This is a genomic window from Pristimantibacillus sp. Z349TD_6, from assembly GCF_056173205.1.
Window position 1 is genome coordinate 7,542,437 of record NZ_CM149662.1, and the last position, 24,366, is coordinate 7,566,802.

Sequence of the window (24,366 nt, forward strand, 5' to 3'; positions counted from 1 at the left end):
AAAAAAGCTGAGCTTCGTTCAATTGGCGTTAACCAACCGAGCAAAACTCAGCTTCTCTTTGTCTGAGAAAGACACCTACATAATCGGTGTACCCTTCTTCAACGTCTTCATGTCACTATTGGAGTTATTGAGCGCGGGCAGCATCTTCTCGCCACTGACCATTGGTTCATGGCAGATTAAACAAGTAGGAACGTGATCAAACGCAAAGTTATCGCGCATCCAACTGTTGCACCCTTCCGTCTCGCATGTCCATACCTTCGTGTTTTCTTCCGGAATTTCTTCAAGCGGTTTTTTACGATTGTACATATGGTCAGCCCCCTTCGCGATAAAAAAGGAAAAACTGCCTCGAACTTAGAGTAAGGGGCAGTTATCATTTATAAACAGCAGTGTATTGTGAATATTTGCTTCAAACTTGCAATTGATTTTATTGTACCATATTTCGTCCAATAAAGGCAAATATCAGCCTATATTTTAGCGCCTTTTTTTTGGAGAGTGACAGTAATGCGCAAACAGCTGCTCAATCGGTTTGAAATACAAATGCCCATCCTCCCAAGGTTGAAAATGAAGATCCATTCTAGAATCGCTCCAATTAACAGGAGTCCCTGTCGTACTAAGCTTCCCTGACAATATGGGCTCCTCGACGACGGCAGGAAATTCCTGATAACCAAACAGCAAATTCTCATGCATCGCAATGATTTCATACTTCGGCCCATGGAAAGCCCGCTCCTCTTGGAGCTGATAATGAAAATAAATATAGCTTGCTGCCATCTCCGGCTTTAAGTGCGCTACTCTTCCAACACGCCGTTCAACCGTTTCTTTGCGAAGCCAATGATCACAGCTGGCTGGCTCGTTGAAATGGAAGACATCAATCATCGGAATCCATTTGCGCGCAGCTGAATATCCAGGCCAATCCTCCAAAAAAGCAGCCATCTCTGGAAGCAACTCTTCGGGCTCGAGCACTCGATCGATGCACTCACAGTAAATGAACACATTTCGCTCCCATTGGAAGCAGCCAACCGTCATAATCTCCCCTTGCTCTATTAGCTGCTGTACAGCATCTGACTTTTTTGCCGCTTCGATGGCTTCCATCTCAAAGCCTTCTTTCATTTGCGCCCTCGCTATGACTCTAAACATGATTATTCTCGCTCCGCTCGTACGATCAATTGAAGTGCATATATAAATCTTCCCTATATAGTTAACGTAAATGACTTTATCAAAAGGGTAGTACATATCGGTATCATAAAGGAGCTCAATGCTACAATCAATCGATTTTCTCAAAATAAATGACGTTATCGCCAGTTTTTTAAAATGTTGGATATTCTAATTAAGGAAGTTGGAAAGAATGCCAAAAAAACGAGGAGGAAATACAATTGGAAAGCACAAGTGAGTTTGTCCAAAAGGTACAGGCTACGCAGCGTAAAGCCGAACTCAACAAAAGAAGAAACGGCAACGGCAACCCTGCAGAGAGACTTGTAAATAAGCAGCACAGCACCAATAAATAAATGATTGAATAAGGCTTAGATAAGGTGCTGTCGCCGCAGGGTGGCAGCACCTTTCTTGCTTTCCGGAGAAGGTCATCTCTTTCAATCGCAGGACAACTCCGACATGTATGGATACAAATAAAGACCAGCCCTACATGTGAAAACATGTCTGACTGGTCTATGTGAACAAATTGATAATAGCACATGATTGCCTCACGCTTTTAAACCGAATACTCGTGAGGGTAATAGGCGATATGAGAATCCGCTACAATCGTGAGACTGTTCTGGTCAGCGTTATATTCAACTGGACCGTCTTTGACGTAATACCACGTTTTTAGCGTTGGCTGATCGTCAAACTCTTGGAAAACAAACACGTTCAGCTCCGCTTTATGCGCAAGCAGCTCTTCGATACTTTCGCTCCATGGCACAGAAACCGTGAATCGCCAGCCTTCCCCCTGTGGAACAAGCGTATAGGGCACTTCCAGCTTATTCGAATCAATAAACATCCGTCCACCCACCGCATGTTTAACAAGAAACGTTTGTTTCATTTTTATCCCTCCTCAAAAGTTTGCGAATGCAAACTTACTTCGAAAGCCTAAGTCAAATCGATCAGCATAAAAAAGGCTGGAGCCGCAGCGGTGAGTGTAAGCTCCTCAGCTGCCTCAATTTGTGCCTCATCACCGGTAAAAAGCGTTTCTCCGTGAACCGACATTTCACCTTCAATAATATATATAAATTGCTTGCGTCCCGGTTCAACAACGTATTCAAGCTGATTTCCTTGCTCCAACTTGCTCAGATAAATCGTCATATTCTGATTTATCGAGGCAACCTGTTCCAATTCTTGATTTGAAACGACAGGAAGCAGTGCATTATGCAGCTTGTCTACATCGAATCGGCTCGCTTCATAAGAAGGTTTCATTCCTCGTTCCTGCGGCATGAACCACAGCTGGAGCAAACGCAGCTCTTGATCTTCTGATGCGTTAAATTCCGTGTGGATAACGCCCGTGCCAGCTGACATCCGTTGTACCTCGCCAAACGAGGACACGACCGAGTTGCCCATGTTATCCTCATGTCTAATGCGGCCATTCAATACGATAGATACGATTTCCATGTCGCTATGTGGATGCGCGCCAAAGCCTTTTTCCGGAGCCAAATAATCGTCATTGCACACACGCATCACACTAAAGCCTGTTCGATTCGGATCATGATAAGCTCCGAATGAGAAGCTTGGGTGGCTGCGCAGCCAGCCTAGATCCGCCGAATGCCGCGATGCCGCGGGGAATACGTCGATCATCGTCTCTCCTCCAAACAAGTTTTTATTTACTTACTTATATATAGCAGTTTTTCATTCTCCGAGCAAGCTAAAATTGAACAGTATTCAGCAGCGGCTCGAAACCATTGATATGGCAGCCTACTATATCTCCGCCGCGAATAACGACAGCGCCTGGTGTTCCTGTCATCATAATGTCGCCCGGCAGCAGCGTCATCACTCTGGAATGAAAAGCAACAGCTGCAAAAGGGCGGAACTTCATATTGAATACCTTATTGCGATGTGCGACCTCGCCATTGATTGCGGTTTCCACATTCAGCTCTAACAAATCAGGAATCTCATCCTTCGTGATGAACTCCGGCCCGAAGCTGAAAAAGGTATCGAAGCTTTTGGCCCTCGATAAAAACCTCTGATGTCTAGCATGAATATCAGCTGCCGTAACATCAATTGTCGTCGTATACCCGGCAATGACGTCATACACTTCAGATTCTGATATATTTTTGCAGGTTTTTCCGATAATAATGCCGAGTTCAGCTTCTGCTGTGATTTTCCCAACTCCCTCTGGAATATGTATCGCATCAAGCGGGCCGATAATCGTCGTATCCGGCTTGATGAAGCTGACTGGCTCTTCATTTGGGTCCGCCAACGCTAATTCTGCCGCATCCTTTACGTAGTTCATGCCGATACCCCAAATTTTGCGAGGGTGACGATATAGCGGAGCGTACTGTACATCCTCATAAGGAATCGCTGGCAATCGCTTCAACTTTTCCTTTCCTACTCCTTCATACCATTTTGTTAAAAGCTCCAGTTCACCCAAACGAATAAGCTCGAACAGCTCTGTACTCCAGCTGGCATTCTCCGCCTCATTAATCGTTTCTATAAGAACAAGGCCCTTTGCACTTGGTATCGCAGCGAGCTCCTTGCCATTCCTTTTTACCGTCGATATTTTCATTGCCAGCAGCTCCTTTTCTTTAGCTTAATGGCTTTATTCGTGTCGAGACGTGATCAGCCACCCATTTCAACAGCCTCATATCCTGACCTCTACCCGCAATGAAGGATAGACCAATCGGACAACCCAGCTCGCCTGCAATCGGAACCGTAATCTGAGGAAGCCCAGCCAGCCCTGCTAAACAGCTCATTTCGAGCGTTCGCGCGCGACGCTGCTCAACCTCCGAGCCCGATAATCCTAGCAGCGGCGCTATCGCAGGCACGGTGGGCACAACGAGCACCGTATCCTCTCCAAGCCATTCATCCATAAGCGCCCGCGCTTCTTCCCGAATAATGAAAGCTGTACCACTATCCTCTTGCCGCAGCGTGCTCGCCCAAGCAAACCGCTCCGCTATGCCCGGTCCGAAGGCAGGCTGCTCGCGCAATATCCAGTCCCGATGCTCACGCCAAATCTCTAATCCTTGAATAATCCGAAAAGCATTCACCCACTCTCGCAGCCCGTTTGGCGCAATGACGGCTTGTTCATGCCTCTGGGCTAAATCATGCAGCATTGGAAAATATTGCGACGAAGCTGCAGATGTATGCTCATCCGTCAATGCCCAGACATCCTCAGCAAACACCATTCGCGTGAATGTCTCCTTACTGCTCCCTTGCTCATCAAGCAGTACACCGCCCACTTGAAGCAATGTCTGCGCATCTCGGGCCATCCAGCCTACCGTATCGAAGCTAGGCGCCAGCGGTATTAGCCCATTCGTATCCACTGCACCATGCGTAGGCCGTATTCCATAAATTCCACAATAGGCGGATGGCACTCGAATGGAGCCTCCCGTATCCGTTCCAATAGCGAAGTCTGCTAATCCTGCCGCCACCGCAACAGCTGATCCGCTGGAGGAGCCTCCGGGTATCCGGCCAAACGCTTTAGGATTCACCGGGGTTCCATAATGAGCATTTTCTCCATTGATGCTGTACATCAATTCATCCGTAATGGTCGTTCCTTTTAATGTCGCTCCGCTTCTAAGCAGCCGATTTATGACTGAAGCGTGCTTATCTGCCTCGTCATGTGTTCGCAGCCAGTCGGGATTGCCTGCACTTGAGATATGTCCAGCAATATCGAATACATCTTTTGCCGCATACGTTTTACCGCTTAAGACACCTTCAGCTAAAGGCTCTATCTCAAGCTGTTCCGTCGCATACGCATTCCAGCTTTGCTTCATCAAGATCCCCGCCTCCTCTTTACCATCCCATTGCTGCGCCATCGCAGCGCGGATCCGATCCGCCTTGCAGTAACCCTTGCTCATCTCGCATAATCGCATGGGCATGGCCCATAATGCCGTCGAAGTCCTTCACTTTCTTCACCGTGTGGCCTGCCTGCGCCAGCGATGCTAGTACGTCTGCAGAAACACGTCCTTCTATTTTCAGCTCCTGCGTTGGCTCTCCCCACGTTCGGCCCCATACCCATCTAGGTTCATTTATCGCTTGCTGAGGATTCATGCCATAATCAATCATCCGGGTAAATATCGCCGTTTGCGTCTGAGGCTGGCCCTCGCCACCTTGCGTGCCATACAGCACAGCAGGTTTGCCATCACGACATGCCATCGCTGGCATTAAGGTGTGAAATGTCCTTTTAGCTGGCTTCAGACTGTTCACATGATTCGGATCAAGCGAGAAAAACGAGCCGCGGTTTTGCAATAAAACACCAGTATTACCCGCTACAATGCCCGATCCAAACTCGAAGTACAGACTTTGAATGAAGGAGACGGAATTCCCTTCCTCATCCACAACTGCTGCATAGGCGGTATCGCTGCCCAGCACCTCTGATTTCTCGCATGAAGCATGGTTTAACTCAATTGAAGCAGCAAGCGCTGCCGCATAGTTTTTATCCAAGAGCCGCTCAAGCGGTATGCTCGTAAATGCAGGGTCTGATAAATATTTGTTCCGGTCACGGAAGCTTAGCTTTAATGCCTCGACGCACAGCTGATAATAATGATGGGAGCCATGTTCAATTTCACCGAGCTTAAACTGCTCTAGTATTTGAAGTGCCATAATAGCGGAGAAGCCTTGTGAATTGGGAGGCATCTGATGAAGCGTATACCCTCGGTAAGTGCCCTCAATCGGGAGTACCCAGTCGCCATGATGATCCGCAAAATCATCTGCAGCAAGCAGACCATTTTGTTTGCCCAAAAAACTCGTCATTTCCTTCGCGGTTTCGCCTTTATAAAATTCATCGCGCCCGAATTCAGCTAAACGGCGCAGCGTCTTCGCAAGCGCAGGCTGCTTAAATCGCTCGCCAACCTTAACCACCTGCCCGTTTGGCAAGTATATATCTGCTGTTTCGAGTGTTCTCGCAAGAACAATTTCATTATGAACTGTATTTTGATATTGATCATTCGACATAGGGAAGCCATTTGCGGCGTAATCAATAGCGGGTGCCAGCACCTGCGCCCAGTCCAGTCTGCCATACTCTCGGTGAACCGCATCCCAGCCGTCTACCATGCCGGGCACCGTTACGATGCTACCAATGCCCCGATTTGGAATCGCCGACAAGCCATCGTAAGCACTAATACTAGCTTTATATCCAGATCGGCCGCTGGCATTATAACCGCGTACTTTCCCTTCACTATGATGATAGCCGAGCCAGAAGGAGTCTCCTCCAAGACTTGTCATATGCGGATAAACGACGGCAAGACATGCGCTCACAGCGACAGCTGCATCGTAAGCATTCCCACCTTGCGCAAGCATACGAGCGCCAGCCGCAGTAGCTAAATAATGAGGGCTGACAACCATAGCTTTGGTTCCGATGACCGATTGATTCATATCTACCACCCCTAAAAATGGATATAACTCTAATCAAACTCGCAATTCACTTATTTATATGTTAGATAATATAACATTGTGTATTCTTTTAAAATACCACCTCAGAGAATGATAGGCAATAAAAATGTAACTTCTTTTTATTAATTGTGTTGAAAACGAATGGTGATGTGTATATATTTATACATATGGTAATTAAAACTCGGTATTACAAGACACCTTGCAAAATAATGAAATATAATTGGAGCTGATGAACAAGTGCAAGAAAAGCTTTTTGATGAACCAAAAATAATGGAAATTGATGATATTGATCGTAAAATCATTGCTGAGCTCAATATTAATGGAAGAATATCTTACACAGACTTAGCGAAGGAGATTGGATTGTCGCGAGTAGCGGTCCAATCCCGGATTAATGCGTTGATGGATGGCGGTGTCATCGAACGATTCACAGCTGTCATTAATCCTGAGCGAATCGGCATAAATGTATCGGCTTTTTTCAATGTGGAGGTAGAGCCTAAGCATCTGCACGCCGTTGCTGATCAGCTTTCGACAGAGCCGTTTGTCACAAGCCTCTACCATATGACTGGACCGAGTAAACTGCATATGCATGGTCTGTTTCGCAACAATCAGGAGATGGAGCATTTTCTCAAAGATAAGCTTTACACACTGCCCGGCATTATGAGCGTCGATTGTCAGGTGTTAATTAATCGTTACAAGAGTCGAATGGGAATGAGGCTGTAGATGATGGCTGTCAAAATAATGAATAACCGCTACATACAGCTTTCATGGGCGATGATGAAGACAGGTATTCTTGGCTACGGGGGCGGCCCGTCCGTTATCCCGCTGATTCGATATGAGGCAGTTACGAACTATAAATGGATAGAAGATGAGGAATTCGGCGAAATTCTTGCGCTTGCGAATGCACTGCCAGGTCCGATCGCAACAAAGATTGCCGCCTATTTAGGGTATCGCGAAAAAGGTACTCTAGGCGCTATCGTGTCTGTTCTCGCCCATATCATTCCTTCTGCTGTTGCAATGATTCTGCTATTAACGACGGTTCAATTCCTCAGCAGCGCAGCCTTCATACAAGGTATGATCGGTGCGGTAACGCCTGTCATCGCTGTCATGCTTGGCATGATGGCCTATGAATTCGGGGAACGTGCCGTCAAAGGGCTTGGCAAATACGTCGGCTTTGGTTTTTTTGCATTAGCATTTGGACTGCTGCAAGGCATTCATATTCATCCTGCTATCGTCATTCTTTTATTTCTTGGTTACGGTGCTTTTCATCTAAAAACAGTTGCAGCCCTTCAGCGCAAAAAAAAGCAGAAGCAGCTCCGAAGCAGCCAGCAGAAGGAGGGTGTAACGCGTGGAATGGATTAATTTAATTATCGGATTTTTTATCGCTAATGTGCTTGGCTACGGGGGCGGACCAGCCTCTATTCCGCTTATGTACAGGGAGATTGTAACGAATCATCAGTGGACGACTCCAGTAGAATTCTCAAACATACTGGCGCTTGGCAATGCACTCCCAGGCCCGATTGCAACTAAAATAGCCGCTTTTGTCGGCTACGACGTCGGCGGCTGGATCGGCTTAATTGTCGCATTAGCTGCAACGATTGTTCCATCCGCTGTTGCGCTCATTCTACTTCTTAAGGTGCTGCAGAAGCATCGTCAATCGCCTGTAGTCAAAGGAATGACGCTGCTTGTACAGCCCGTAATTGCCATAATGATGCTGCTGCTTACATGGCAAATGGCTGAAAGCTCAATCGAATCGATCGGAATTGTGCAATCGCTCATTATTGCAGCAGTCGCTTTCTGGGCGATGCAGTTCCGCAAAATTCATCCTGCCATCGTCATCGTTATCGCATTCGCCTATGGCGGTCTTGTTATTCCTCATTTGAACGTACTATAAATAACTAATAGGAAATAACTAATAGGGCGAATCCGAGTAGCAAATGTCTACTGGGGTTCGCCCTAGAGGTTTTCTCAAACTAAATAATCATCCCTTATGATTGCTCGATAACGCAAACCGCAATACTCTGCTAATTGCCGCTGGCAGCACACTGACATGACTCTCATCACAAAATTTCACCATTTCAGAATAAAAGCCTTTTTCCGCAAGGGGCAGCAGCCGCTCAGCAAGCTGTTCTGCATCCTTCACCATAGCCGGAAGCTCGTCTGCACCAATAGTCAGCATCAGCCTCGGTAGATTGCCCTCTTTTATGAAACTCTTCTCAAAAGCTTCGGCTTCCTCCAGCACAGCATGATGATTCCACCAAATAGAGGGACTCCCTGCTGCATAGTTTTGAAATGCTTGAGGCCTTGTAAATAAGGCATGAAGGACTAGCAAACCTCCCAGCGAGTGCCCAAACAGGCTTTGTCTTGTCGTATTAATCGGATATTGTTTCTCAATCGCGGGGCGCAGCTCCGTCTCAATAAATTGGAGGAACGCATCCGCGCCCCCATGCTCTGGCCACTCCTGCCCATTCGGGCGAGCAGGCAGGTTCTGAACCTCTGCTGGCATTGTGAAATCATAACATCGCCTGCTCATCTCAAAGGGTTCCCTTGAAGGGTAACCGATGCCCACTATAACTACAGGATCATAACCATGCGGCTTGCGTGTTTGAAGGCGAGCGGCCTCCGCAAAGGTAGCGAATACAGCATCCCCATCCAGAGCATAAATAATTGGATAGCCCTCTGCCGGAGGCGGATCGCTCGGAATGGCTATCATCATTCGATACTCCAACTGCTTATGATTTGAGTAAATGACTTGCTCAAAACGGCCTTCGACGTAGTGGTTGCTAATATTGTTATGACTCATGGTGCAAGCAGCGTCACAACATCATTGATGATTTTTCCATAAGCAATCAGTCCGCTTCCTGTCCAATAAGTATCGTCAACCTCATAGACATGGCCAGCTTTGGCGTATGGCGTGTTCTTCCAGATCGCGTTGTCGGTGAGCTCCTTCATATTTGCAGTTCCCGTACCTTTGTTGTTCATTGTAAAAATAAAATCGGCATCTATGTCCGGTATAATTTCAAGTGAAACATCCATACTGTTCTTCGTTTCTACCAGCTTGCTCTTTCCAAGACCCAGTTCATGCGATAGAACGTATCCGCCAAAATAGTTGCCGCCAATCATATACATGCCTTTTCCATTAAAATTGATAAGTGCAGCCTTCTTGCCTTCCGCCATAGGCGCAAGCTTTGCCTTTGCTTCCTCTTTCTTCTTTTCATAATCCTTCAGCGCCTGTTCTGCCTCTGCCCCTTTGCCCAGCAAATCGCCAAGCTTTGTGACTGAGCTTACCAGATCACCTGCTGCGTTTTTAAATACATAAGTCGGCGCAATTTTGGAGTACTTCTCATAAACGCCATTTTCAGCATAGAAGGCTGTATGCAAAATAATTAAATCCGGCTCAAAAGCCATGACTACCTCTGGTGCGGGCGGAAGCCCGCCAACAAAGTTAACTTTAGGCACATCTGCTAATTGATCCTGCAAATATAACTGCCCATTTTTCCCATCTGCCCATTGCGCCACCGGCTTAACGCCTAAGACAATCATGGAATCCTCCATATATGGAGCAAAAACCTTAAGCGGCTTAGTCGGAATCGTAATCTCATGATCCAGCTCATCTGTCACTACCCGAGTTGAAGCTGTTGTCTCCGTTCCTTCAGAAGCTGCGGTTTCGTTCGGGACTGCTGTTTCTTGATTAGTCAATTCCGTTTCACCCTGCGAGCCGCATGCGGTTAGAAGGCTAATGCTCAGTATGAATACGAGCAGCACTAGTGCGCCCTTTTTGAACGATTTAATGAATGAATAGTCTCTGGCCTGCATAAAAATAATCTCCTCCTGTGATAACGTTTCTCATTTAAGAAGATTATATTTCATGCGCACGGGTGCTTCCATGGACTTTATCCGCATATGGGTTTGGACAATATCCTGTGAATAGAAGCAGCATCTCATCCAGCATTCGGTTAATGGCAAAAGCAGAGTATTCACACCATGGATCAGACGGAATAAGATAACTGCTGCCTTTCTCTACTGCTTTCAGCTTGCGCCATTCTACTTGATGTTGAAGCGTTAGCCAATACGTACGTGAAGCCCTCTCTGGACAGACCAATAACAGTAAGTGATCCGGATTAATCTCTTCAAGCTGCTTCAAGGATATTTCTTTATTGTAGAGCTTCTCTCCCTTATAAGCGGGATTCAGTCTCAAATCCTCATAAAGCACATCATGAATTGCCCTGTTGCAGTACATATGAAGGCCATTGCCATTAATGCGGATTACGGCAAAAGTTTCTTTGCCTACTGCTTCTTCCATTTTTTGTTTAGCAAAAGCCGCTTTCCGATTATAGTCTTCTATCCATGCTTTGGCTTGACGGTCTCGCCCAACAAATAATGCTATTTGATGAAGCTGTTCTTGCCAGCTTGTCTGCTTTGCAGGCACAAATAACGTCGGGGCAATGCCAGCAAGCTTCTGCTTCTCCTCTTCCAGCAAAACATCTCCTGCAACAATGGCATCCGGTCTGGCTGTTATTAACTTATTTAATTCTGTCCCGCTTTTCTCCTCGCCATAGCTCATATGCAGCTTAATCTCGTTTTGATAGACATTGTAGTAATATGGCGTCCACTTTGAATCAAGCGGAGCAGCCGCAGGTATCAAATTCAGCGCTAGCAATTGCCCCATGATGGCATGCGAATAAGCGGCGATGCGCCGCCTAGGATTTTTTATAAAAGCAGAGGGAGAGACGCCAACCTCTTTCTTAAACTTCCGGCTAAAATAAAACTCATCGCTATATCCTACCTTCAATGCAATTTCCCTCAGCCGCAAATCCGACTCGGTCAAATATCTTTTGGCACGATTGATGCGAAGATTCGTCAAATAATCGATTGCGCTCTGACCGTACGTTTTTTTGAACAAGTCTACAAAATATTTAGGACTGATGTTGGCCAGTTTAGCCAGTTGGTCAACGGATAAAGGCTCATGGTAATGCTCCTCCATAAAGCTTCGGATATTCAACAAATCCACCCGGGACGACCGAATGCGCTCCTCCTCTAGAAGACTGTTATCTGAGTCCATCATAATCCCCCTAAGCCTGCCCTAAAACAAATAGATTCATTATTTACGCAGGACTCTACTTAAATATTATTATTTTCAGTATATCAGTGGTGATAATCATTATCAATTAACAATGCAAATAAGCCCTTTATGCGAAGGGCTTCATGTTTCTTATCGTGAGTATTAGTTCTTTGTACAACGATTTATTTTGCCAACTTATCCGTTACTGTTAATAGAATACGCTTCATCACCCAGTAGAGGCTCGTACATCATAATTCCATGATTCTCTGTAACAAACTCATCTTCTAGTAGTATTTTCTCTGCGTTTAGTTAATGCACGCAAAACCTCTTTCGGAAATTACCAAACTATATTTCGTTGCTTGCGCTCTTTTAAATCAAATATAATTTAAATGAAATAGGAATTTAGTCCCTTGGTACAAAAGTATTGTTATCCCTATAATCAATGGAAGAGTAACAATTCTTATTCAACTGCTTTCAGTATCTCCTCTACCTTATCGGATATTTCCCTTTATACTAACAACTACAGCAAATATACGAGGAGCGACCGAATTGCACATCGATTTTTTGTTTACATTATTATTGAACATCCTCAGCTGCTTGATCCTCATTTGGTCCTTCTACAATGAGCATAAACAATATCGGATATTTAAAAAATCCAAAAAAAATGTTCAAGTATATAATCCATCTTTCCTTATTCCCGACAAAAAATTCACTCTCACGGTGCTGTCGTATGTAGTTATCGTTACGACCCTATGGATACTGCTTATCTTTGGTTTAGCGGATATCGTTTATAAGCACTGGTTTGCGTATGTTTTTCCCATTATGCTCACCACTATATTCTCTGGCGGTAAAATCAATTATTCAATTGGTGAAGATGGCGTGTACCATGCAAAAACAGTCATCCCTTGGGAGGATGTTGTTTATTATCAATTGACGGAAACAGATCCTTTCCATACAAAATTTTCACTCGACATCCATACAAAACATCAGGTTTTTCGCGGAGTAGTTCATGCTGATTCCAAAAAAAAATTACTTGTGCTGCTTCGAAATGTTCCGACATCAAGTAATGTAGATGAAATCCCAACTGAATAGGACGGGCTATTTTCCAATATAAAAAAACAAAAACAGCAGCCCTCGGGAATCCCATGGTCTACTGTTTTTTCGCTTTTATGTCCTTATACCCGCGCACGAATTCCATCAATATAAGCCTTTGACTCCGCCATCTGATGCTCTTTCGCTTCTTCCATGATGATGTGTACATGCGGCTTATATTGATTCAAAAGCTTCATATACAACTCATAGTTCATCTGTCCGAGGCCAGCAGTTACGGTAGCCAGCTCGCCACTCCCGAGCAGCATGCGATCCTTTGCATGAGCCGCGATAATACGATCACCGAGCAGTTCGAACGCTTGCTCAATGACCTCATCCTGCCTCGCAAAATTAGAAGATGTCAGCAGATTTCCAGGATCAATAACGACACCGATATTGGAGGAAGGAACCTCCCCCAGCATCCGAGCCAGCTCAGGAGCCGTTCCAATCAAATGGTTGTTTGCCGCTTCTAAACCGACAAAGACGCCCCACTTCTCAGCTTCCTCTACTAACTCCTCTAATGTCGCCTTCATCACAGACCAATCTCGGTCAGTGTAGTCTCCGCCTTCATTCCGTCCCGTTTCCGCAGCTACCATTGGCGCTCCGAAATACTTCGCATAACGCAGCAGCTCCTTGAATCGATTCACATTGGCACGGCGCAGCTGCTCGTCACGTTCAAATAAATGAACATAGCAGCCAAGCACCGAAATCGAAACGCCATGCTTATCGAACTGCTCGCCGATGGCATTCGCAAGACCTGGGCTTAAGTTCCCAGGCTTGCTGAAATCGACATCGCTAATCGCCTTCCACAAAGCTAGCTGCACATGGCTGAAGCCGCTCTCCGCAACCTTAGGAGCAAGCTCCTTGTACGGCAAGCTTCCGAATAAATGAGCGAGTACACCGACTGACATCTGATCGTCTCCTTCAAATTTAGGCGCTGCCCTCGAGTGCGACATCCACCTTCGGCGCGTACACTTTTTTGGCTAAATAAGATTGCGCAATCATGAACAACCCACCTGTTACCCAGTAAAGTGAGATCGCTGCCGGTGCCGATAGAGCGAATACGCCCATCAGTATCGGAGACAGGTAACCCATGAAAGCCATCTGCTTCTGCTGTGCAGCATTCGCATTTGGCTGCGTCGTCTGCGAAACCTTGAATTGTACAAAATAAACGAGCGCTGCGATAATCGGCAGCACAATATCTGGCGAGCCTAGCTTAAACCAAAGAAACGAATGATCCGCCAGCTCTGGCGTAAGCTTGATTGCGGAATATAGACCCATCAATATCGGCATCTGAATGAGCATTGGCAAACACCCGATAGCGAGCGGATTCACCTGATGCTTCTGGTAAAGCTGCATCGTTTCCTGCTGCAGCTTCTGCTTTGATGCTGCATCTGACTTGTTTTTGTACTTATCTTGGAGCTGCTTGAGCTCCGGCTGAAGGATAGCCATCTTTGTTTTCATCTGGTTCTGAGAGCGATACTGGCGCATCATGAGCGGCAGTAGAACAAGTCTGATCATAAGTGTAATGCCAATAATCGCAAAGCCGTAATTTCCGCCAAACATATCAGCCAAATATTGAAGCACCGCTGATAATGGGTAAATGACATAGTGGTTAAAAATACCCGGTGTATTTCCATCAATCGTACCACTAGCCGTACTACAGCCGCTAACTAGAAGCAGCCCTGCCAGCATCAAACCGGCCATTAATACACGTCCGTATTTTAAAGAAGTGAATACATTGTTCGTTTGCATAAAAATCCTCCTCGTTTGTTTGAAAATAGCTGAACAAACGAGTTGGAACAGTCTGCTATGTCATCATCTGGCGATTCTTTCCGCTTTACCTTGCGAACTAACCAATGATGCAGCGGAATTGAACGAATCAATACCTGCGGCAGCAAACTATACATTATACTTACAACCTGATTCCGTTCCCAGTACTCATAGGCACCAGAATGCAGATGCGAAGCGTAAGCATACGCTAATGAACAAAGCAGGCTGATTGAAATGAGATACGGTATGATGTCATGCAGTTCAAGCTCGAACAATGTACTCACCTCCCTTCATCTGAAAATAGTTTTCTTTCTATCTGGATATTATAACAGTAATTCTGATCAAATTACGACTGTCAAAATCTCGAATATGCAAACAAAAATGGCAGGCACTCATTTCTTCAATAAATGCAGTCTTTTCGCATAAATTATTCAGCATAAATATAAGTGGGTATTAATAAATATGCTGAAATTTTCACAAAAGTGGACCATTGGTTATTTACAAAGGATAGTGAACACCATATAATTTCTAATGTTGCAGGCGCATACGGCTGAAACGGAGCTATTTTATCAATATACACTCATCTCGTGATGACAGATAAGCCTGTTAAACCTATCACCTTAGAAGAAAGAGGACACCATGAATCGAAAAAAGCTCAAAGTCATTTATTTATCGCTTATCGTCTTTACGGTTCTGCTTATCGGACTCGGACAAGCCTTCCCTATGGGGAAAAGCAGCGCTTATTCCGTTAGTGCAGAGAGTGCGTCAAGCGCTCCAATTGTTGGTCAAAAAAAGAAGCTCATAATGGGCACGTCCGCCGATTATCCACCTTACGAAAGCGTCGATGCCAAAAACAACGGCGAATTCGTTGGATTGGATATCGATATAGCCAAGTATATCACTAGTCAGCTCGGATACGAACTGGAAATCACACACATGGATTTCAATGGGCTTGTTGCTGCGCTTCAGACCGGCCGAGTCGACTTCGTCATGTCCGCAATGTCCGCCACGGATGAGCGCAGGCAAAATGTCGATTTCTCTGATACGTATTACGCCGCTCGCAATACGATTGTTTCAAAGAAGTCTGCACCGCTCGAAACAGAAGCTTCTTTATCGGGTAAACTAGTCGCGACGCAGCTCGGCTCCACACAGGATCTTTACGCAGAAACGATTGAAGGAGCCACTCTTAAGAAGCTTAATAAGATTCCAGATCTTATTCAAGAGCTGAACTCCGGCCGTGTCGATGCGGCTATCGTAGAAGACGCTGTCGCCATTGAGATGACCAACCTTAACCCGGGTTTGGCGATGCATTTCCTGCCAGCTGAATCGGCGGAAAATGGTTACGCCATTGCATTTCCTAAGAAGTCCACTATTGTGAACGAGTTTAACGGTGTCCTCTCCGAAATGAAGGACGACGGCAAGCTCGATGAAATCGTGCAGAAATGGTTTACTGCTGAGAAGGAAGAATCCAATTCTCTTCTTAATTTGAACATCGACTTCAGTATACTGAAAGGATACACTCCTTATATTCTGAAGGGTGTATATGTCACGCTGCTCTTCACCCTTGTCTCCGCATTGTTCGGGCTTGTGTGGGGTACAGTGCTTTCCCTATTCAAAATATCCGGCATTAAGCCGCTCGAGTGGTTCGCAACCGCTTATACATCTATATTCCGCGGCACTCCGCTGCTTGTACAGCTGACCATTATTTATTATGCAACGCCGCAGCTATTCAATTACGATATACCTGCGTTAATGGCTGCCGGCCTTGCCTTCGGACTCAATTCAGCTGCCTATTTGTCAGAAACGATCCGCGGCGGCATTATGGCCGTAGACAAAGGGCAGCGTGAGGCTGCTATTGCACTCGGCATTCCGTACCGGAAGATGATGCTTCGCATTATATTCCCGCAGGCGCTTCGTAATATTTTGCCGGCGCTCGTGAACGAATGTGTTGCTTTGCTTAAGGAATCGTCACTCGTGTCTGTCATCGGGGTATCTGATTTGATGCGCCGTGCAGATGTGGTGCGCTCCACTGAGTTCCGCTCCATCGAAGTATTATTATTTATTGCTGCAATCTATTACGTGCTTGTGCTTGTCTTAACATCGTTTGCTCGAATGCTTGAAAGGAGGCTGCGCCGCAGTGATTAATGTAACCGACTTAACAAAAACCTTCGGCAAAAACCAAGTGCTAAAAGGAATTACAACAACCGTTGAAAAAGGAGAGGTCGTTGCTCTAATCGGACCATCCGGCTCAGGGAAATCCACCTTTCTACGTTGTTTAAATATGCTGGAGACACCGACTTCCGGCGAGATTACAATAGATGGAACAGCTATTACCGATCCCAAAACAAATATTGCCCGCGTGCGGCAGCGAATCGGCATGGTATTCCAGCATTTTCACCTATTCCCGCATATGACCGTGATCGACAATATTACGTTCGCACCCATTCAGGTCAAAGGAGTATCGCAGGATGAAGCGCGTAAGAAAGCGATGGAGCTGCTAGCTCGCGTAGGTCTCTCGGACAAAGCAGATAGTTATCCTTCCCGCTTATCCGGCGGTCAGAAGCAGCGCGTTGCGATCGCAAGAAGCTTAGCGATGGAGCCCGACATCCTGCTGTTCGATGAGCCAACCTCAGCGCTTGATCCAGAGATGGTCAAAGAGGTGCTTAATGTTATTCGCAGCCTTGCCGACAGCGGCATGACGATGCTTATTGTTACGCATGAGATGAAGTTTGCCCGCGAAGCCGCGGACACGATTTATTTCCTAGATAACGGCAAGCTTGTTGAAAAAACAAAGCCTGAGCAGTTTTTCACTAAGCCGCAAAGCGAGAGAGCTGCACGTTTTCTGGAACAGGTGCTTTAAAAAAGCTTATTAAGGATAACAGGTGCTAAACGCACATTTAAACAAAGCTCTGCGGCTCATTCTGCCGCAGAGCTTTCTCTTTTATCCGCTACCCCATCCGATCAACAAGCGACTCCATCTCAACACATGCCATAATAAAAGCGCCGACGCCGTGCAGATCGTTCTGACTCGTTGGGCGCGTGACGTAGTTTTCATAATCGCCAGCCGAGGTGCCAATGCAAATATCCGGCAGGATGAAACGCCCCTGGTCGTCTGCCTGCACCACTCGAACAAGCCCTTCAAACCCGCGCCTTGCCGCATCCAAGCACTCATCTCCAACAAGGCCAAGCTTATAGGCTCTTGCGAGCGTATAAACGAACAAACAAGTGCAAGAAGTTTCCAGCCAATTATCAGCCAAATGGCCTTTGTCCACAACCTGATACCAGAGCCCGCTTTCTCCATCCTGATACTTAATCAACGACTGGGAGAAATCAGCCAGCACGGCTTCCAGCTCAGCACGTCCCGCTTCGCCTTCCGCTATTTCATCAAGAAACTGAGCCACTGCAAGACCGTACCAGCCGAGTGACCGACCCCAAAACTCTGGCGAACAGCCGGTCTCAGGATCTGCCCAAGGCATCTGCTTGCTCTCATCCCAAGCGTGATAGAGCAGCCCCGTCTTTTCATCCCTCATATAGCGGCGCATCAGCCGCTCTTGATGCAGCACCATTTCGCGCAGCCCTATGTCTCCGTAGGCGTTCGCGTATTTTAGCGCAAATACTCCGCCCATATACAAGCCGTCCAGCCACATATTGTAGGCATATTTATCCTTGTGCCAAAAGCCGCCCTCCGAGGTGCGGTGCAGCGTGTTGAACAGGCCTCGCAGCTTCTCGGCTGCGATTCGGTATTTGCGCTCATCGCCTTGTTCATCTAAACGGAACAATAACAGCCCCACTTGGATAGCATCCAGCTCGTCACGGGCAAAATCAAAGTTGCCGCATCCATCCACCAGCTTGTCTACGTAGCGCTTAATATAAGCAGCGTAACGTTCATCCCCCTCCGCCTGCCACAGCATCTCCATCCCGCAAAGAAACACGCCTTGGTGATAATGCCAGCGGCCAGCAGGAGGAAGCTTTTCTGGCAAATAGGTGTCCATTAATGAATCACAAACGGCTCTCGCCCAATCGATAGGTGTCCATTTCACATCATTTCGCATTCAAACAGCGCTCCTCTCCATTTTCCCCTGTTACAGTTCAAGCTCAAACAAAATCAACCTTTAATCGAGCCCAGCATCGCACCCTTAGCGAAATGCTTTTGCAAGAACGGATATACGATCAGAATAGGCAGCGTCGCTACAACGATGACAGCCATCTTCACCGTCTGATCCGGCGGCGGAACCGCTGCATCCAGGTCAGAGCTGTAGTCTAGGCCGCTGGCCAGCACGACGATTTGGCGGAGCAGCACTTGAATCGGCCATTTGGCGCTGTCATCCAAGTACAGAATCGCGCTGAGATACGTATTCCAATAGGTGACCGCGTAAAATAATGAAATGGTAGCGATCGCGGGCATCGATAGCGGAAGCACGATACGGAACAAGATGCCGAAGTCGTTGCAGCCGTCGATTTTGGCCGATTCCTCAAGCCCTTCGGGTATATTTTGGAAAAAGTTTTTCAAAATAATAAGGTTGAACGCGCTGATTGCCGACGGAATAATAAGCGCTGCATAGCTGTCGATCAGCCCCATCTCGCGCACAACGAGAAATGTCGGAATGAGCCCGCCGCTGAACAGCATCGTAAATACGACGAGAAACATAATTCCCTTGCGCCCGTCGAGATCTCTTCGGGACAAGCCATAGGCCATCAACGCTGTTGTGAACATGCTGAACAGGGTGCCGACGATCGTAACGCCGGTCGATACCGTCATGGCGCGGAAAATCGTATTGGTCGAGAAAATGAATTTATAGGCATCAAAGCTCCAAATCGTCGGCACGAGGATGAACTTCTTCATCGCCATCTCGGCGCTTGTGGTGAAAGAACCGGCAACAACATGCAGAAACGGAAGCACCGTAACGAGCGCGATAATGGCAAGGAGCGTGAAGTTCACAATGGAAAATAGCCGCCCGCTAAACGTTTTATCCTCTACCATGCTGAATCCTCCTTAAGTTTTTGTAGTGTAGCTTCTGGCGATTTCAACCTTTGAGCATCTTATCCTAATAGATGCCTTCCTCGCCCATCTTCTTCGCGAGCCTATTGGCCGTCATTACAAGTACAAGCCCGATAAAGGATTTGAAGAAGCCAATCGCCGTGCTGTAGCTGAATTTCCCCTGTCTAAGTCCAGCTGTATAGACATAGGTGTCGATAATCTCAGCGACCTCACGATTCATCGAGTTCAGCAGCAGGTACACATGCTCAAAGCCAAGCTCAAGCACATCGCCGATCTTTAGAATGAGCAAAATAATAATAACGCTCCGAATGGCAGGCAGTGTAATATGCCATACCTGTCTAAGCCGGCCCGCTCCATCCATGCGTGCTGCCTCATAGAGGCCAGGATCGACGGAGGCGATGGCCGCCAAATATATGATCGTTCCCCAACCCGCTTCCCGCCAGATCACCTGAATGATATAGGTTGGTCTGAACCACTCGGGACTGAGCAGGAAATTGACTTTTTCGAATCCAAAGTACGCAAGCAGCTCGTTCACGATACCGCCGTCCGACGTTAGCATGACGAAGCTGATCGACACAATAATGACCCAAGACATAAAATGCGGCAAATACACAAGCGTCTGAAACGTCCGTTTGAAAAAAGAGAATCGAACCTCGTTCAGCATAAGCGCCAGCAGGATCGGAATCGGAAAATAAAATAATAAATTCATGCCAAACAGCAGCAGTGTATTCGTTAAAATGTTCAAAAAATCAGGCTCCGTGAACAAACGTTCAAAATGCTTGAAGCCAACCCACTCACTCCCGCCAATACCCTTGAACGGCTTATAGTCTTGAAAGGCAATAGCAAGCCCAAACATCGGAATATATTTAAAAATAATGAAGAAAAGCACGCCCGGCAGCAGCATGACATAGAGCCATTTGTTTTTCCAAAGCCGCTTCTTAAGCTCGCTCGTTCTAGGCTGAGGTACCCTTGCCAGTTGAACCGCGTTTTCCTGATGAGCTTCTTGCATATGGGTTCTTCCTTTCCACGGGAGGTTATAGAGACTGCTCGAGCATGCGAGCAGCCTCTATGGGCTATTCTTTATTTTTTGTAAGCAGCATTGTATTCCTCGATAATCTGAGCCCCGCCGCGCTTCTTCCAATCCTCAACCGCTTTGTCGAATCCAGCCTTATCAATCGATCCATAAATATATTTGTAAGTGGCATCCTTTATAATCTCCTGAAGCTCCGTGCCCTTCTCGGTATACGTTTTCGAATCAAGCGGCGCAGTAGGATCGGCAATGGCGATCTTCTCGTTCTCGATAATGAGCTGCTCCGCATGAATTCTCGCTGGAAGCTCGTGGAAACCATCGTACATACCGTTTGTTTCCGGCTCTCCAATTACGCTGTCCTTAAAGCCTTTGACCTCGCGCTCCGTAAGCTCTTTATCTGCCGATGCTTTTGCCTTGCCATCCACTACCGTATAATGAGTGCCTTCAATGCCCCAGAACATCATGTTCGCCACTTCCGGCGTCATCAGCTTATCGAAGTAAGCCAAAATCTTCTTCAGCTCGGCTTCATCTTTAATCGCAGATTTCGGGAATAACGCTACGTTGTTGTAGCCCGGAATGGACCAAGATGCCAGCTTCCCGTCTGGTCCGGCGATCATGCTGTGTGTATCAACGACTGCGGTCGGCACGTTTTTAACAAGGTCCTTCACTAGTGAGTCCACATCCTGCATGGAGCCGATGTATACGCCTGCCTTGCCGCTTGTGAACATATTGACTTGATCTGTTTTGCTTGTCGCTGCAAAGTCTACGTTCATCGCTTTGGCGTCACGAATTTTTTTGATAAAATCCATCGTGGCTGCATATTCAGGCGTCGTAAACTCTGGAACAAGCTGGCCGTCCCGCTCACCCCAGTTGTTCGGCGTGCCGAACCATGCGGAGGCCGTTTTGAACGCACCATATACAAGATCGTTTCGATCAGCTAAACCAATCGTGTCCGGCTTGTTGTTGCCATCCGGGTCGCCTGTCGTAAATTTCTCCATCATCGCAAACAGCTCATCCACGTTAGCCGGTGCGGCGAGGCCAAGCTTATCTGCCCAGTCCTTGCGATAAATGATGCCTTGGCGAGCAAGCGGTCTGCCGATGTATAACGAATATAGCTTGCCGTCCACTTTCGTATTGTTCAAAATCTCTTCCTTCAGCTTGCTCAGGTTAGGAAACTCGCTGAAATAAGGGCCAATCTCCCAAAACTGACCGTCTCTGATCGCTTCCTTCATTTGAACGAAGGTCGCTTGGTTCTTCAAATAAGTAACCTGCGGCAGCGAACCCGTCGCAAAGGATGCGTTCAGCTTCTCCTCATACGTGTCTGCCGGAAAAAATTGATACGTTAGTTTTGTGTTCGTCAACTTCTCCAGCTCGTTTTTGATTGTATCTGGCGGTGTCTCTGCGATGTTAAGAGGCAGCATGATCGTAATTTCAGTCGGCTTCTCCGGTTCTGCCGGTTTGTCTGTCTCTTCCGTCTTTGCTGGGCTGTCATTGGTTGCTGCTGGCGGCGTATTATTTTTTCCATTATTGCTGCCGCCGCTAGAACAAGCTGCGAGCAATAAACTAAATGTCAAAACTACGCCCATCAGAATCGAAAACGATTTTTTCTTCATACAGCGTTGACCTCCATATATCGTTTTGGTTGCTACCTCTTCAAGCTACCACCCGGAAGAAGAGTGCCGAAACAATCATTTGTTCATATGGCATATCGTTTTAGAGGCATCTGAGCTAATGATTATCGCCGCTTCTGGTGACACTTTTGACTGAATACCGCAACACAAAAAGGGTGAAGATCGCTCTTCACCCTCAAATCATGTATTTTATATGAAATGGCACTTATTTCATGGCGCCCTTTACTTCCAAGCAGAAACCTTGATCTTCTTATATTTGTTCACGAATCTTCTCTCCAGCTTCTTAAAAAAACCTTGGGTCTTTTTCTCTTCTTGTATGTTGCGCAGACCTCGTATAAGCAGCTGGTATCTCCATTCGTTATCATATCCGAGTTTATGTACTTCTTGGAAAAAATCAGGTTTCATCATACGTCACACTCCATGTCGTCTTATTCACTTCTGCCAACACTTAAGCAGATTCTTATTATATACTGCTGTTCTATGCAATTTCTAAACAAATTACGGGATTTTTCGACAATTATATATCTTTTTTATTTTAAAATCGATATTTATACCTAGTTCTTTATACTCATATGAACGCACTGCTATTTTTTATAAGCAAAAAAAATAGCAGCCATGCAGGGAATAAATAGCCTGCTTAGCCGCTCTATGAATAATGATATTGCCTACTGCTCTTTTACTATGCTGTCACTTGGAATTCAACCCGCTCATTGCTTCTTGAAATAAGCATCCGTATACTCGCTAATCATTAAGCTGCCGCCGCTGCGCTTCCAGCGTTCGACCTCCTGATAAAATCCTTCCATACTAATCTGTCCGAGAATATATTTGTATGTCGCGTCGGAAATGATTTTGTACAGCTCCATGCTCTTCTCATCGTACGTCTTCGATTCAAGGCCAATGACCTTGTCCGTCACGAGAAACTTATCGTTATCTGCGCTGAGACGCTCCGCCATCTCCCACATCGTTTCTTTCTCTGCTACCTTAAGTACATTCGGATTGCTTAAATCGGCAATCATAAGCGGATAAAGCGCGTTGACCTCTGTTACGCGCAGCTGCGACGTCTCTTCAGGCAGTTGAACCTCTTCACCCTCCAGAAGATAGTGCTTGCCTTCTATCCCGTAACGCATAAGATTGGCAACATCCTTATCCATCGTACGGTCAAAGAACGCAAGCTGCTCCAGCAGCTCCTCCTCCGTCCGAATCGCCTTTTTGGAAAATAAATAAAGGCCGTTATAATTCGGAATCGACCATACGCGATACCCTTCCGGTCCTTGAATGCGATTCACCAAGGTGAAGCGTGCAGCAGGATTGATCTGCTTCGCTTCATCCGAGAGCCGCTGCACGTCGGTCATGCTGCCGATATATACGCCTGCTGCGCCTCGTATAATGTTAGCCCGCTGCATCTCCTTGCTCGTTACCGCAAAATCTGCGTTTATGAGCTGCTCATCATACAGCTTCTTCATGAAATTCATCGTATCCATGTAGGCTGCCGTTTCGAACTCTGGAACTACCTTCTTATCGACGATACCCCAGTTGTTCGGCGTGCCGAAATAAGAGCTCAGCGTCTTAAAGGCTCCAAATACCAAATCATTACGGTCAGCCAGCCCGACGGTATCCTTTTTTCCATTGCGGTCCGGGTCACCGAGCGTAAACTGCCGAATGACCTCATACAGCTCCTCAATCGTTGCCGGCTTATCCAGCTTGAGATTATCCAGCCAGTCTTCCCTTATAATAACGCCTTGTCTAGACGATGGCCGCTCCGTGTAAAGCCCGTATATGCCGCCATCTATTGCGGATTGCCCCAAAATGCCGCTATTCAAATGCCTTAAATTCGGAAACCGCTCCAAATAAGGGCCGATCTCCCAGAAAGAGCCCGAACGAATGGCATTTTTCACAAAAATATAATCGGTATGCTTCACGAACGTCGCCTTCTTCAGCGAATTTGTGGAGAGAGCTGTGTTCATTTTATCTGTGTAGATGCCGTCCGGTACCCAGTTAATATCAAGCTTCACATTTGTTAAATCCTCGATGAGCGCAATGATCTCTTCACTTGGCGGATGTGGAAAGTGCAGCGGTGCCATAATGGAGATCGTCGTTTTTGTGTTTGCGTCTTTTCGCTCATTTGGAGCAGAAGATGCGGTGCATGAAGCGCAAATGAAAAGGATAAGCAGCACGACAAAAAAGCGACAGCCTGCGCGTATTCCTATGTTCCTTGAATGGATTACCACCTTAATCCCCCTTGTCTTATCAGCCT

At 46.5% G+C, this 24,366-nt stretch carries 26 protein-coding genes; 7 read left to right on the top strand and 19 right to left on the bottom strand.

Annotation, left to right across the window (positions count from 1 at the left end; all coding sequences use genetic code 11):
- Positions 1-75 precede the first annotated feature (75 nt).
- Together AC0VYE_RS32660 and AC0VYE_RS32665 are read right to left on the bottom strand one after the other, a co-directional pair.
- Positions 76-306 carry a cold-shock protein gene (locus tag AC0VYE_RS32660; RefSeq protein ID WP_053373644.1) on the bottom strand — a complete coding sequence of 77 codons (231 nt, stop codon included), beginning with the start codon at positions 304-306 and terminating at the stop codon, positions 76-78.
- Positions 307-471: 165 nt separating this feature from the next.
- Positions 472-1,134, bottom strand: coding sequence for a hypothetical protein (locus AC0VYE_RS32665; RefSeq protein ID WP_475444951.1), 663 nt, complete (start codon positions 1,132-1,134; stop codon positions 472-474).
- A 236-nt stretch (positions 1,135-1,370) separates the two neighbouring features.
- Here AC0VYE_RS32665 and AC0VYE_RS32670 point away from each other — a divergent pair, with 236 nt between their 5' ends.
- Positions 1,371-1,502, top strand: coding sequence for a DUF4023 domain-containing protein (locus AC0VYE_RS32670; protein WP_076266332.1), 132 nt, complete (start codon positions 1,371-1,373; stop codon positions 1,500-1,502).
- Positions 1,503-1,702: 200 nt separating this feature from the next.
- On the opposite strand, the gene AC0VYE_RS32675 is transcribed toward AC0VYE_RS32670, so the two are convergent.
- The 5 genes from AC0VYE_RS32675 to ggt all read right to left on the bottom strand — a co-directional run bounded on the left by AC0VYE_RS32675 (position 1,703) and on the right by ggt (position 6,513).
- Complete coding sequence (locus AC0VYE_RS32675) at positions 1,703-2,029, bottom strand: hypothetical protein (protein ID WP_076266333.1); 327 nt, start codon at positions 2,027-2,029, stop codon at positions 1,703-1,705.
- A gap of 47 nt (positions 2,030-2,076) precedes the next feature.
- Positions 2,077-2,775, bottom strand: a complete 699-nt coding sequence (locus tag AC0VYE_RS32680; protein ID WP_475444954.1) for a pirin family protein — start codon at positions 2,773-2,775, stop codon at positions 2,077-2,079.
- Positions 2,776-2,842: 67 nt separating this feature from the next.
- Complete coding sequence (locus AC0VYE_RS32685) at positions 2,843-3,703, bottom strand: fumarylacetoacetate hydrolase family protein (RefSeq protein ID WP_475444956.1); 861 nt, start codon at positions 3,701-3,703, stop codon at positions 2,843-2,845.
- A gap of 19 nt (positions 3,704-3,722) precedes the next feature.
- Positions 3,723-4,913, bottom strand: coding sequence for an amidase (locus AC0VYE_RS32690; RefSeq protein WP_475449805.1), 1,191 nt, complete (start codon positions 4,911-4,913; stop codon positions 3,723-3,725).
- A gap of 19 nt (positions 4,914-4,932) precedes the next feature.
- Complete coding sequence (gene ggt / locus AC0VYE_RS32695; RefSeq protein WP_475444958.1) at positions 4,933-6,513, bottom strand: gamma-glutamyltransferase; 1,581 nt, start codon at positions 6,511-6,513, stop codon at positions 4,933-4,935.
- 288 nt (positions 6,514-6,801) lie between these two features.
- Here ggt and AC0VYE_RS32700 point away from each other — a divergent pair, with 288 nt between their 5' ends.
- Genes AC0VYE_RS32700 through AC0VYE_RS32710 form a run of 3 tightly spaced genes read left to right on the top strand, consistent with a single transcriptional unit; the run spans position 6,802 to position 8,422 of the window.
- A complete protein-coding gene (locus AC0VYE_RS32700) occupies positions 6,802-7,251 on the top strand; it encodes an Lrp/AsnC family transcriptional regulator (protein ID WP_339209783.1) in 450 nt (149 codons plus the stop codon).
- Positions 7,252-7,890, top strand: coding sequence for a chromate transporter (locus AC0VYE_RS32705; RefSeq protein WP_475444960.1), 639 nt, complete (start codon positions 7,252-7,254; stop codon positions 7,888-7,890).
- Positions 7,877-8,422: a chromate transporter gene (locus tag AC0VYE_RS32710; protein WP_076266338.1), complete on the top strand. Its 546-nt coding sequence runs from the start codon at positions 7,877-7,879 to the stop codon at positions 8,420-8,422. The genes AC0VYE_RS32705 and AC0VYE_RS32710 overlap by 14 nt, the downstream gene beginning before the upstream one ends.
- An 87-nt stretch (positions 8,423-8,509) precedes the next feature.
- Here the strand turns inward: AC0VYE_RS32710 and AC0VYE_RS32715 are convergent, their stop codons facing one another.
- The 3 genes from AC0VYE_RS32715 to AC0VYE_RS32725 are packed head-to-tail and all read right to left on the bottom strand — an operon-like array spanning position 8,510 to position 11,593.
- Positions 8,510-9,331, bottom strand: a complete 822-nt coding sequence (locus AC0VYE_RS32715; RefSeq protein ID WP_475444962.1) for an alpha/beta hydrolase — start codon at positions 9,329-9,331, stop codon at positions 8,510-8,512.
- Positions 9,328-10,344, bottom strand: a complete 1,017-nt coding sequence (locus AC0VYE_RS32720; protein WP_475444964.1) for an ABC transporter substrate-binding protein — start codon at positions 10,342-10,344, stop codon at positions 9,328-9,330. The genes AC0VYE_RS32715 and AC0VYE_RS32720 overlap by 4 nt, the downstream gene beginning before the upstream one ends.
- 43 nt (positions 10,345-10,387) lie before the next feature.
- The gene (locus AC0VYE_RS32725) at positions 10,388-11,593 is read right to left on the bottom strand and encodes an AraC family transcriptional regulator (protein WP_475444966.1); all 1,206 of its coding nucleotides are present in this window, start codon (positions 11,591-11,593) and stop codon (positions 10,388-10,390) included.
- 546 nt (positions 11,594-12,139) lie between these two features.
- Between AC0VYE_RS32725 and AC0VYE_RS32730 the strand changes: the two genes are divergently transcribed.
- Positions 12,140-12,682: a DUF5673 domain-containing protein gene (locus tag AC0VYE_RS32730; RefSeq protein WP_475444968.1), complete on the top strand. Its 543-nt coding sequence runs from the start codon at positions 12,140-12,142 to the stop codon at positions 12,680-12,682.
- Positions 12,683-12,765: 83 nt separating this feature from the next.
- Here AC0VYE_RS32730 and AC0VYE_RS32735 read toward each other — a convergent pair whose 3' ends face one another.
- Genes AC0VYE_RS32735 through AC0VYE_RS32745 form a run of 3 tightly spaced genes read right to left on the bottom strand, consistent with a single transcriptional unit; the run spans position 12,766 to position 14,727 of the window.
- Complete coding sequence (locus tag AC0VYE_RS32735) at positions 12,766-13,590, bottom strand: sugar phosphate isomerase/epimerase family protein (RefSeq protein ID WP_475444970.1); 825 nt, start codon at positions 13,588-13,590, stop codon at positions 12,766-12,768.
- A gap of 19 nt (positions 13,591-13,609) precedes the next feature.
- The gene (gene yidC / locus AC0VYE_RS32740) at positions 13,610-14,434 is read right to left on the bottom strand and encodes a membrane protein insertase YidC (protein WP_076266344.1); all 825 of its coding nucleotides are present in this window, start codon (positions 14,432-14,434) and stop codon (positions 13,610-13,612) included.
- The gene (locus AC0VYE_RS32745; RefSeq protein ID WP_076266345.1) at positions 14,404-14,727 is read right to left on the bottom strand and encodes a hypothetical protein; all 324 of its coding nucleotides are present in this window, start codon (positions 14,725-14,727) and stop codon (positions 14,404-14,406) included. The genes yidC and AC0VYE_RS32745 overlap by 31 nt, the downstream gene beginning before the upstream one ends.
- Before the next feature lie 364 nt (positions 14,728-15,091).
- Here AC0VYE_RS32745 and AC0VYE_RS32750 point away from each other — a divergent pair, with 364 nt between their 5' ends.
- Complete coding sequence (locus tag AC0VYE_RS32750; protein WP_475444973.1) at positions 15,092-16,597, top strand: ABC transporter substrate-binding protein/permease; 1,506 nt, start codon at positions 15,092-15,094, stop codon at positions 16,595-16,597.
- Positions 16,590-17,312, top strand: coding sequence for an amino acid ABC transporter ATP-binding protein (locus AC0VYE_RS32755; RefSeq protein ID WP_076266347.1), 723 nt, complete (start codon positions 16,590-16,592; stop codon positions 17,310-17,312). The genes AC0VYE_RS32750 and AC0VYE_RS32755 overlap by 8 nt, the downstream gene beginning before the upstream one ends.
- Positions 17,313-17,400: 88 nt before the next feature.
- Here AC0VYE_RS32755 and AC0VYE_RS32760 read toward each other — a convergent pair whose 3' ends face one another.
- The 6 genes from AC0VYE_RS32760 to AC0VYE_RS32785 all read right to left on the bottom strand — a co-directional run bounded on the left by AC0VYE_RS32760 (position 17,401) and on the right by AC0VYE_RS32785 (position 24,340).
- Positions 17,401-18,504 carry a glycoside hydrolase family 88/105 protein gene (locus tag AC0VYE_RS32760; RefSeq protein WP_475444976.1) on the bottom strand — a complete coding sequence of 368 codons (1,104 nt, stop codon included), beginning with the start codon at positions 18,502-18,504 and terminating at the stop codon, positions 17,401-17,403.
- Positions 18,505-18,557: 53 nt separating this feature from the next.
- Positions 18,558-19,433, bottom strand: coding sequence for a carbohydrate ABC transporter permease (locus AC0VYE_RS32765; protein WP_076266349.1), 876 nt, complete (start codon positions 19,431-19,433; stop codon positions 18,558-18,560).
- Between the two features lie 64 nt (positions 19,434-19,497).
- Positions 19,498-20,460: an ABC transporter permease gene (locus AC0VYE_RS32770; protein WP_076266350.1), complete on the bottom strand. Its 963-nt coding sequence runs from the start codon at positions 20,458-20,460 to the stop codon at positions 19,498-19,500.
- Positions 20,461-20,531: 71 nt separating this feature from the next.
- Positions 20,532-22,094, bottom strand: a complete 1,563-nt coding sequence (locus tag AC0VYE_RS32775) for an extracellular solute-binding protein (RefSeq protein ID WP_475444979.1) — start codon at positions 22,092-22,094, stop codon at positions 20,532-20,534.
- Between the two features lie 240 nt (positions 22,095-22,334).
- A complete protein-coding gene (locus tag AC0VYE_RS32780) occupies positions 22,335-22,520 on the bottom strand; it encodes a hypothetical protein (protein WP_076266352.1) in 186 nt (61 codons plus the stop codon).
- 299 nt (positions 22,521-22,819) lie between these two features.
- Complete coding sequence (locus AC0VYE_RS32785; RefSeq protein ID WP_475444981.1) at positions 22,820-24,340, bottom strand: extracellular solute-binding protein; 1,521 nt, start codon at positions 24,338-24,340, stop codon at positions 22,820-22,822.
- Between the last annotated feature and the right edge of the window lie 26 nt (positions 24,341-24,366).

Excerpts from the sequence above, each read along its gene's own strand:
- AC0VYE_RS32720 (WP_475444964.1), bottom strand. The coding sequence starts at position 10,344 with ATGCAGGCCAGAGACTATTCATTCATTAAATCGTTCAAAAAGGGCGCA.
- AC0VYE_RS32680 (WP_475444954.1), bottom strand. The coding sequence starts at position 2,775 with ATGATCGACGTATTCCCCGCGGCATCGCGGCATTCGGCGGATCTAGGC.
- AC0VYE_RS32705 (WP_475444960.1), top strand. The coding sequence starts at position 7,252 with ATGATGGCTGTCAAAATAATGAATAACCGCTACATACAGCTTTCATGG.
- AC0VYE_RS32765 (WP_076266349.1), bottom strand. The coding sequence starts at position 19,433 with ATGGTAGAGGATAAAACGTTTAGCGGGCGGCTATTTTCCATTGTGAAC.
- AC0VYE_RS32750 (WP_475444973.1), top strand. The coding sequence starts at position 15,092 with ATGAATCGAAAAAAGCTCAAAGTCATTTATTTATCGCTTATCGTCTTT.
- AC0VYE_RS32660 (WP_053373644.1), bottom strand. The coding sequence starts at position 306 with ATGTACAATCGTAAAAAACCGCTTGAAGAAATTCCGGAAGAAAACACG.
- AC0VYE_RS32685 (WP_475444956.1), bottom strand. The coding sequence starts at position 3,703 with ATGAAAATATCGACGGTAAAAAGGAATGGCAAGGAGCTCGCTGCGATA.
- AC0VYE_RS32725 (WP_475444966.1), bottom strand. The coding sequence starts at position 11,593 with ATGATGGACTCAGATAACAGTCTTCTAGAGGAGGAGCGCATTCGGTCG.
- AC0VYE_RS32700 (WP_339209783.1), top strand. The coding sequence starts at position 6,802 with ATGGAAATTGATGATATTGATCGTAAAATCATTGCTGAGCTCAATATT.
- AC0VYE_RS32735 (WP_475444970.1), bottom strand. The coding sequence starts at position 13,590 with ATGTCAGTCGGTGTACTCGCTCATTTATTCGGAAGCTTGCCGTACAAG.
- AC0VYE_RS32715 (WP_475444962.1), bottom strand. The coding sequence starts at position 9,331 with ATGAGTCATAACAATATTAGCAACCACTACGTCGAAGGCCGTTTTGAG.
- AC0VYE_RS32690 (WP_475449805.1), bottom strand. The coding sequence starts at position 4,913 with ATGAAGCAAAGCTGGAATGCGTATGCGACGGAACAGCTTGAGATAGAG.
- yidC (WP_076266344.1), bottom strand. The coding sequence starts at position 14,434 with ATGCAAACGAACAATGTATTCACTTCTTTAAAATACGGACGTGTATTA.
- AC0VYE_RS32775 (WP_475444979.1), bottom strand. The coding sequence starts at position 22,094 with ATGAAGAAAAAATCGTTTTCGATTCTGATGGGCGTAGTTTTGACATTT.
- AC0VYE_RS32675 (WP_076266333.1), bottom strand. The coding sequence starts at position 2,029 with ATGAAACAAACGTTTCTTGTTAAACATGCGGTGGGTGGACGGATGTTT.
- AC0VYE_RS32760 (WP_475444976.1), bottom strand. The coding sequence starts at position 18,504 with ATGCGAAATGATGTGAAATGGACACCTATCGATTGGGCGAGAGCCGTT.
- AC0VYE_RS32770 (WP_076266350.1), bottom strand. The coding sequence starts at position 20,460 with ATGCAAGAAGCTCATCAGGAAAACGCGGTTCAACTGGCAAGGGTACCT.
- AC0VYE_RS32665 (WP_475444951.1), bottom strand. The coding sequence starts at position 1,134 with ATGTTTAGAGTCATAGCGAGGGCGCAAATGAAAGAAGGCTTTGAGATG.
- AC0VYE_RS32780 (WP_076266352.1), bottom strand. The coding sequence starts at position 22,520 with ATGATGAAACCTGATTTTTTCCAAGAAGTACATAAACTCGGATATGAT.
- ggt (WP_475444958.1), bottom strand. The coding sequence starts at position 6,513 with ATGAATCAATCGGTCATCGGAACCAAAGCTATGGTTGTCAGCCCTCAT.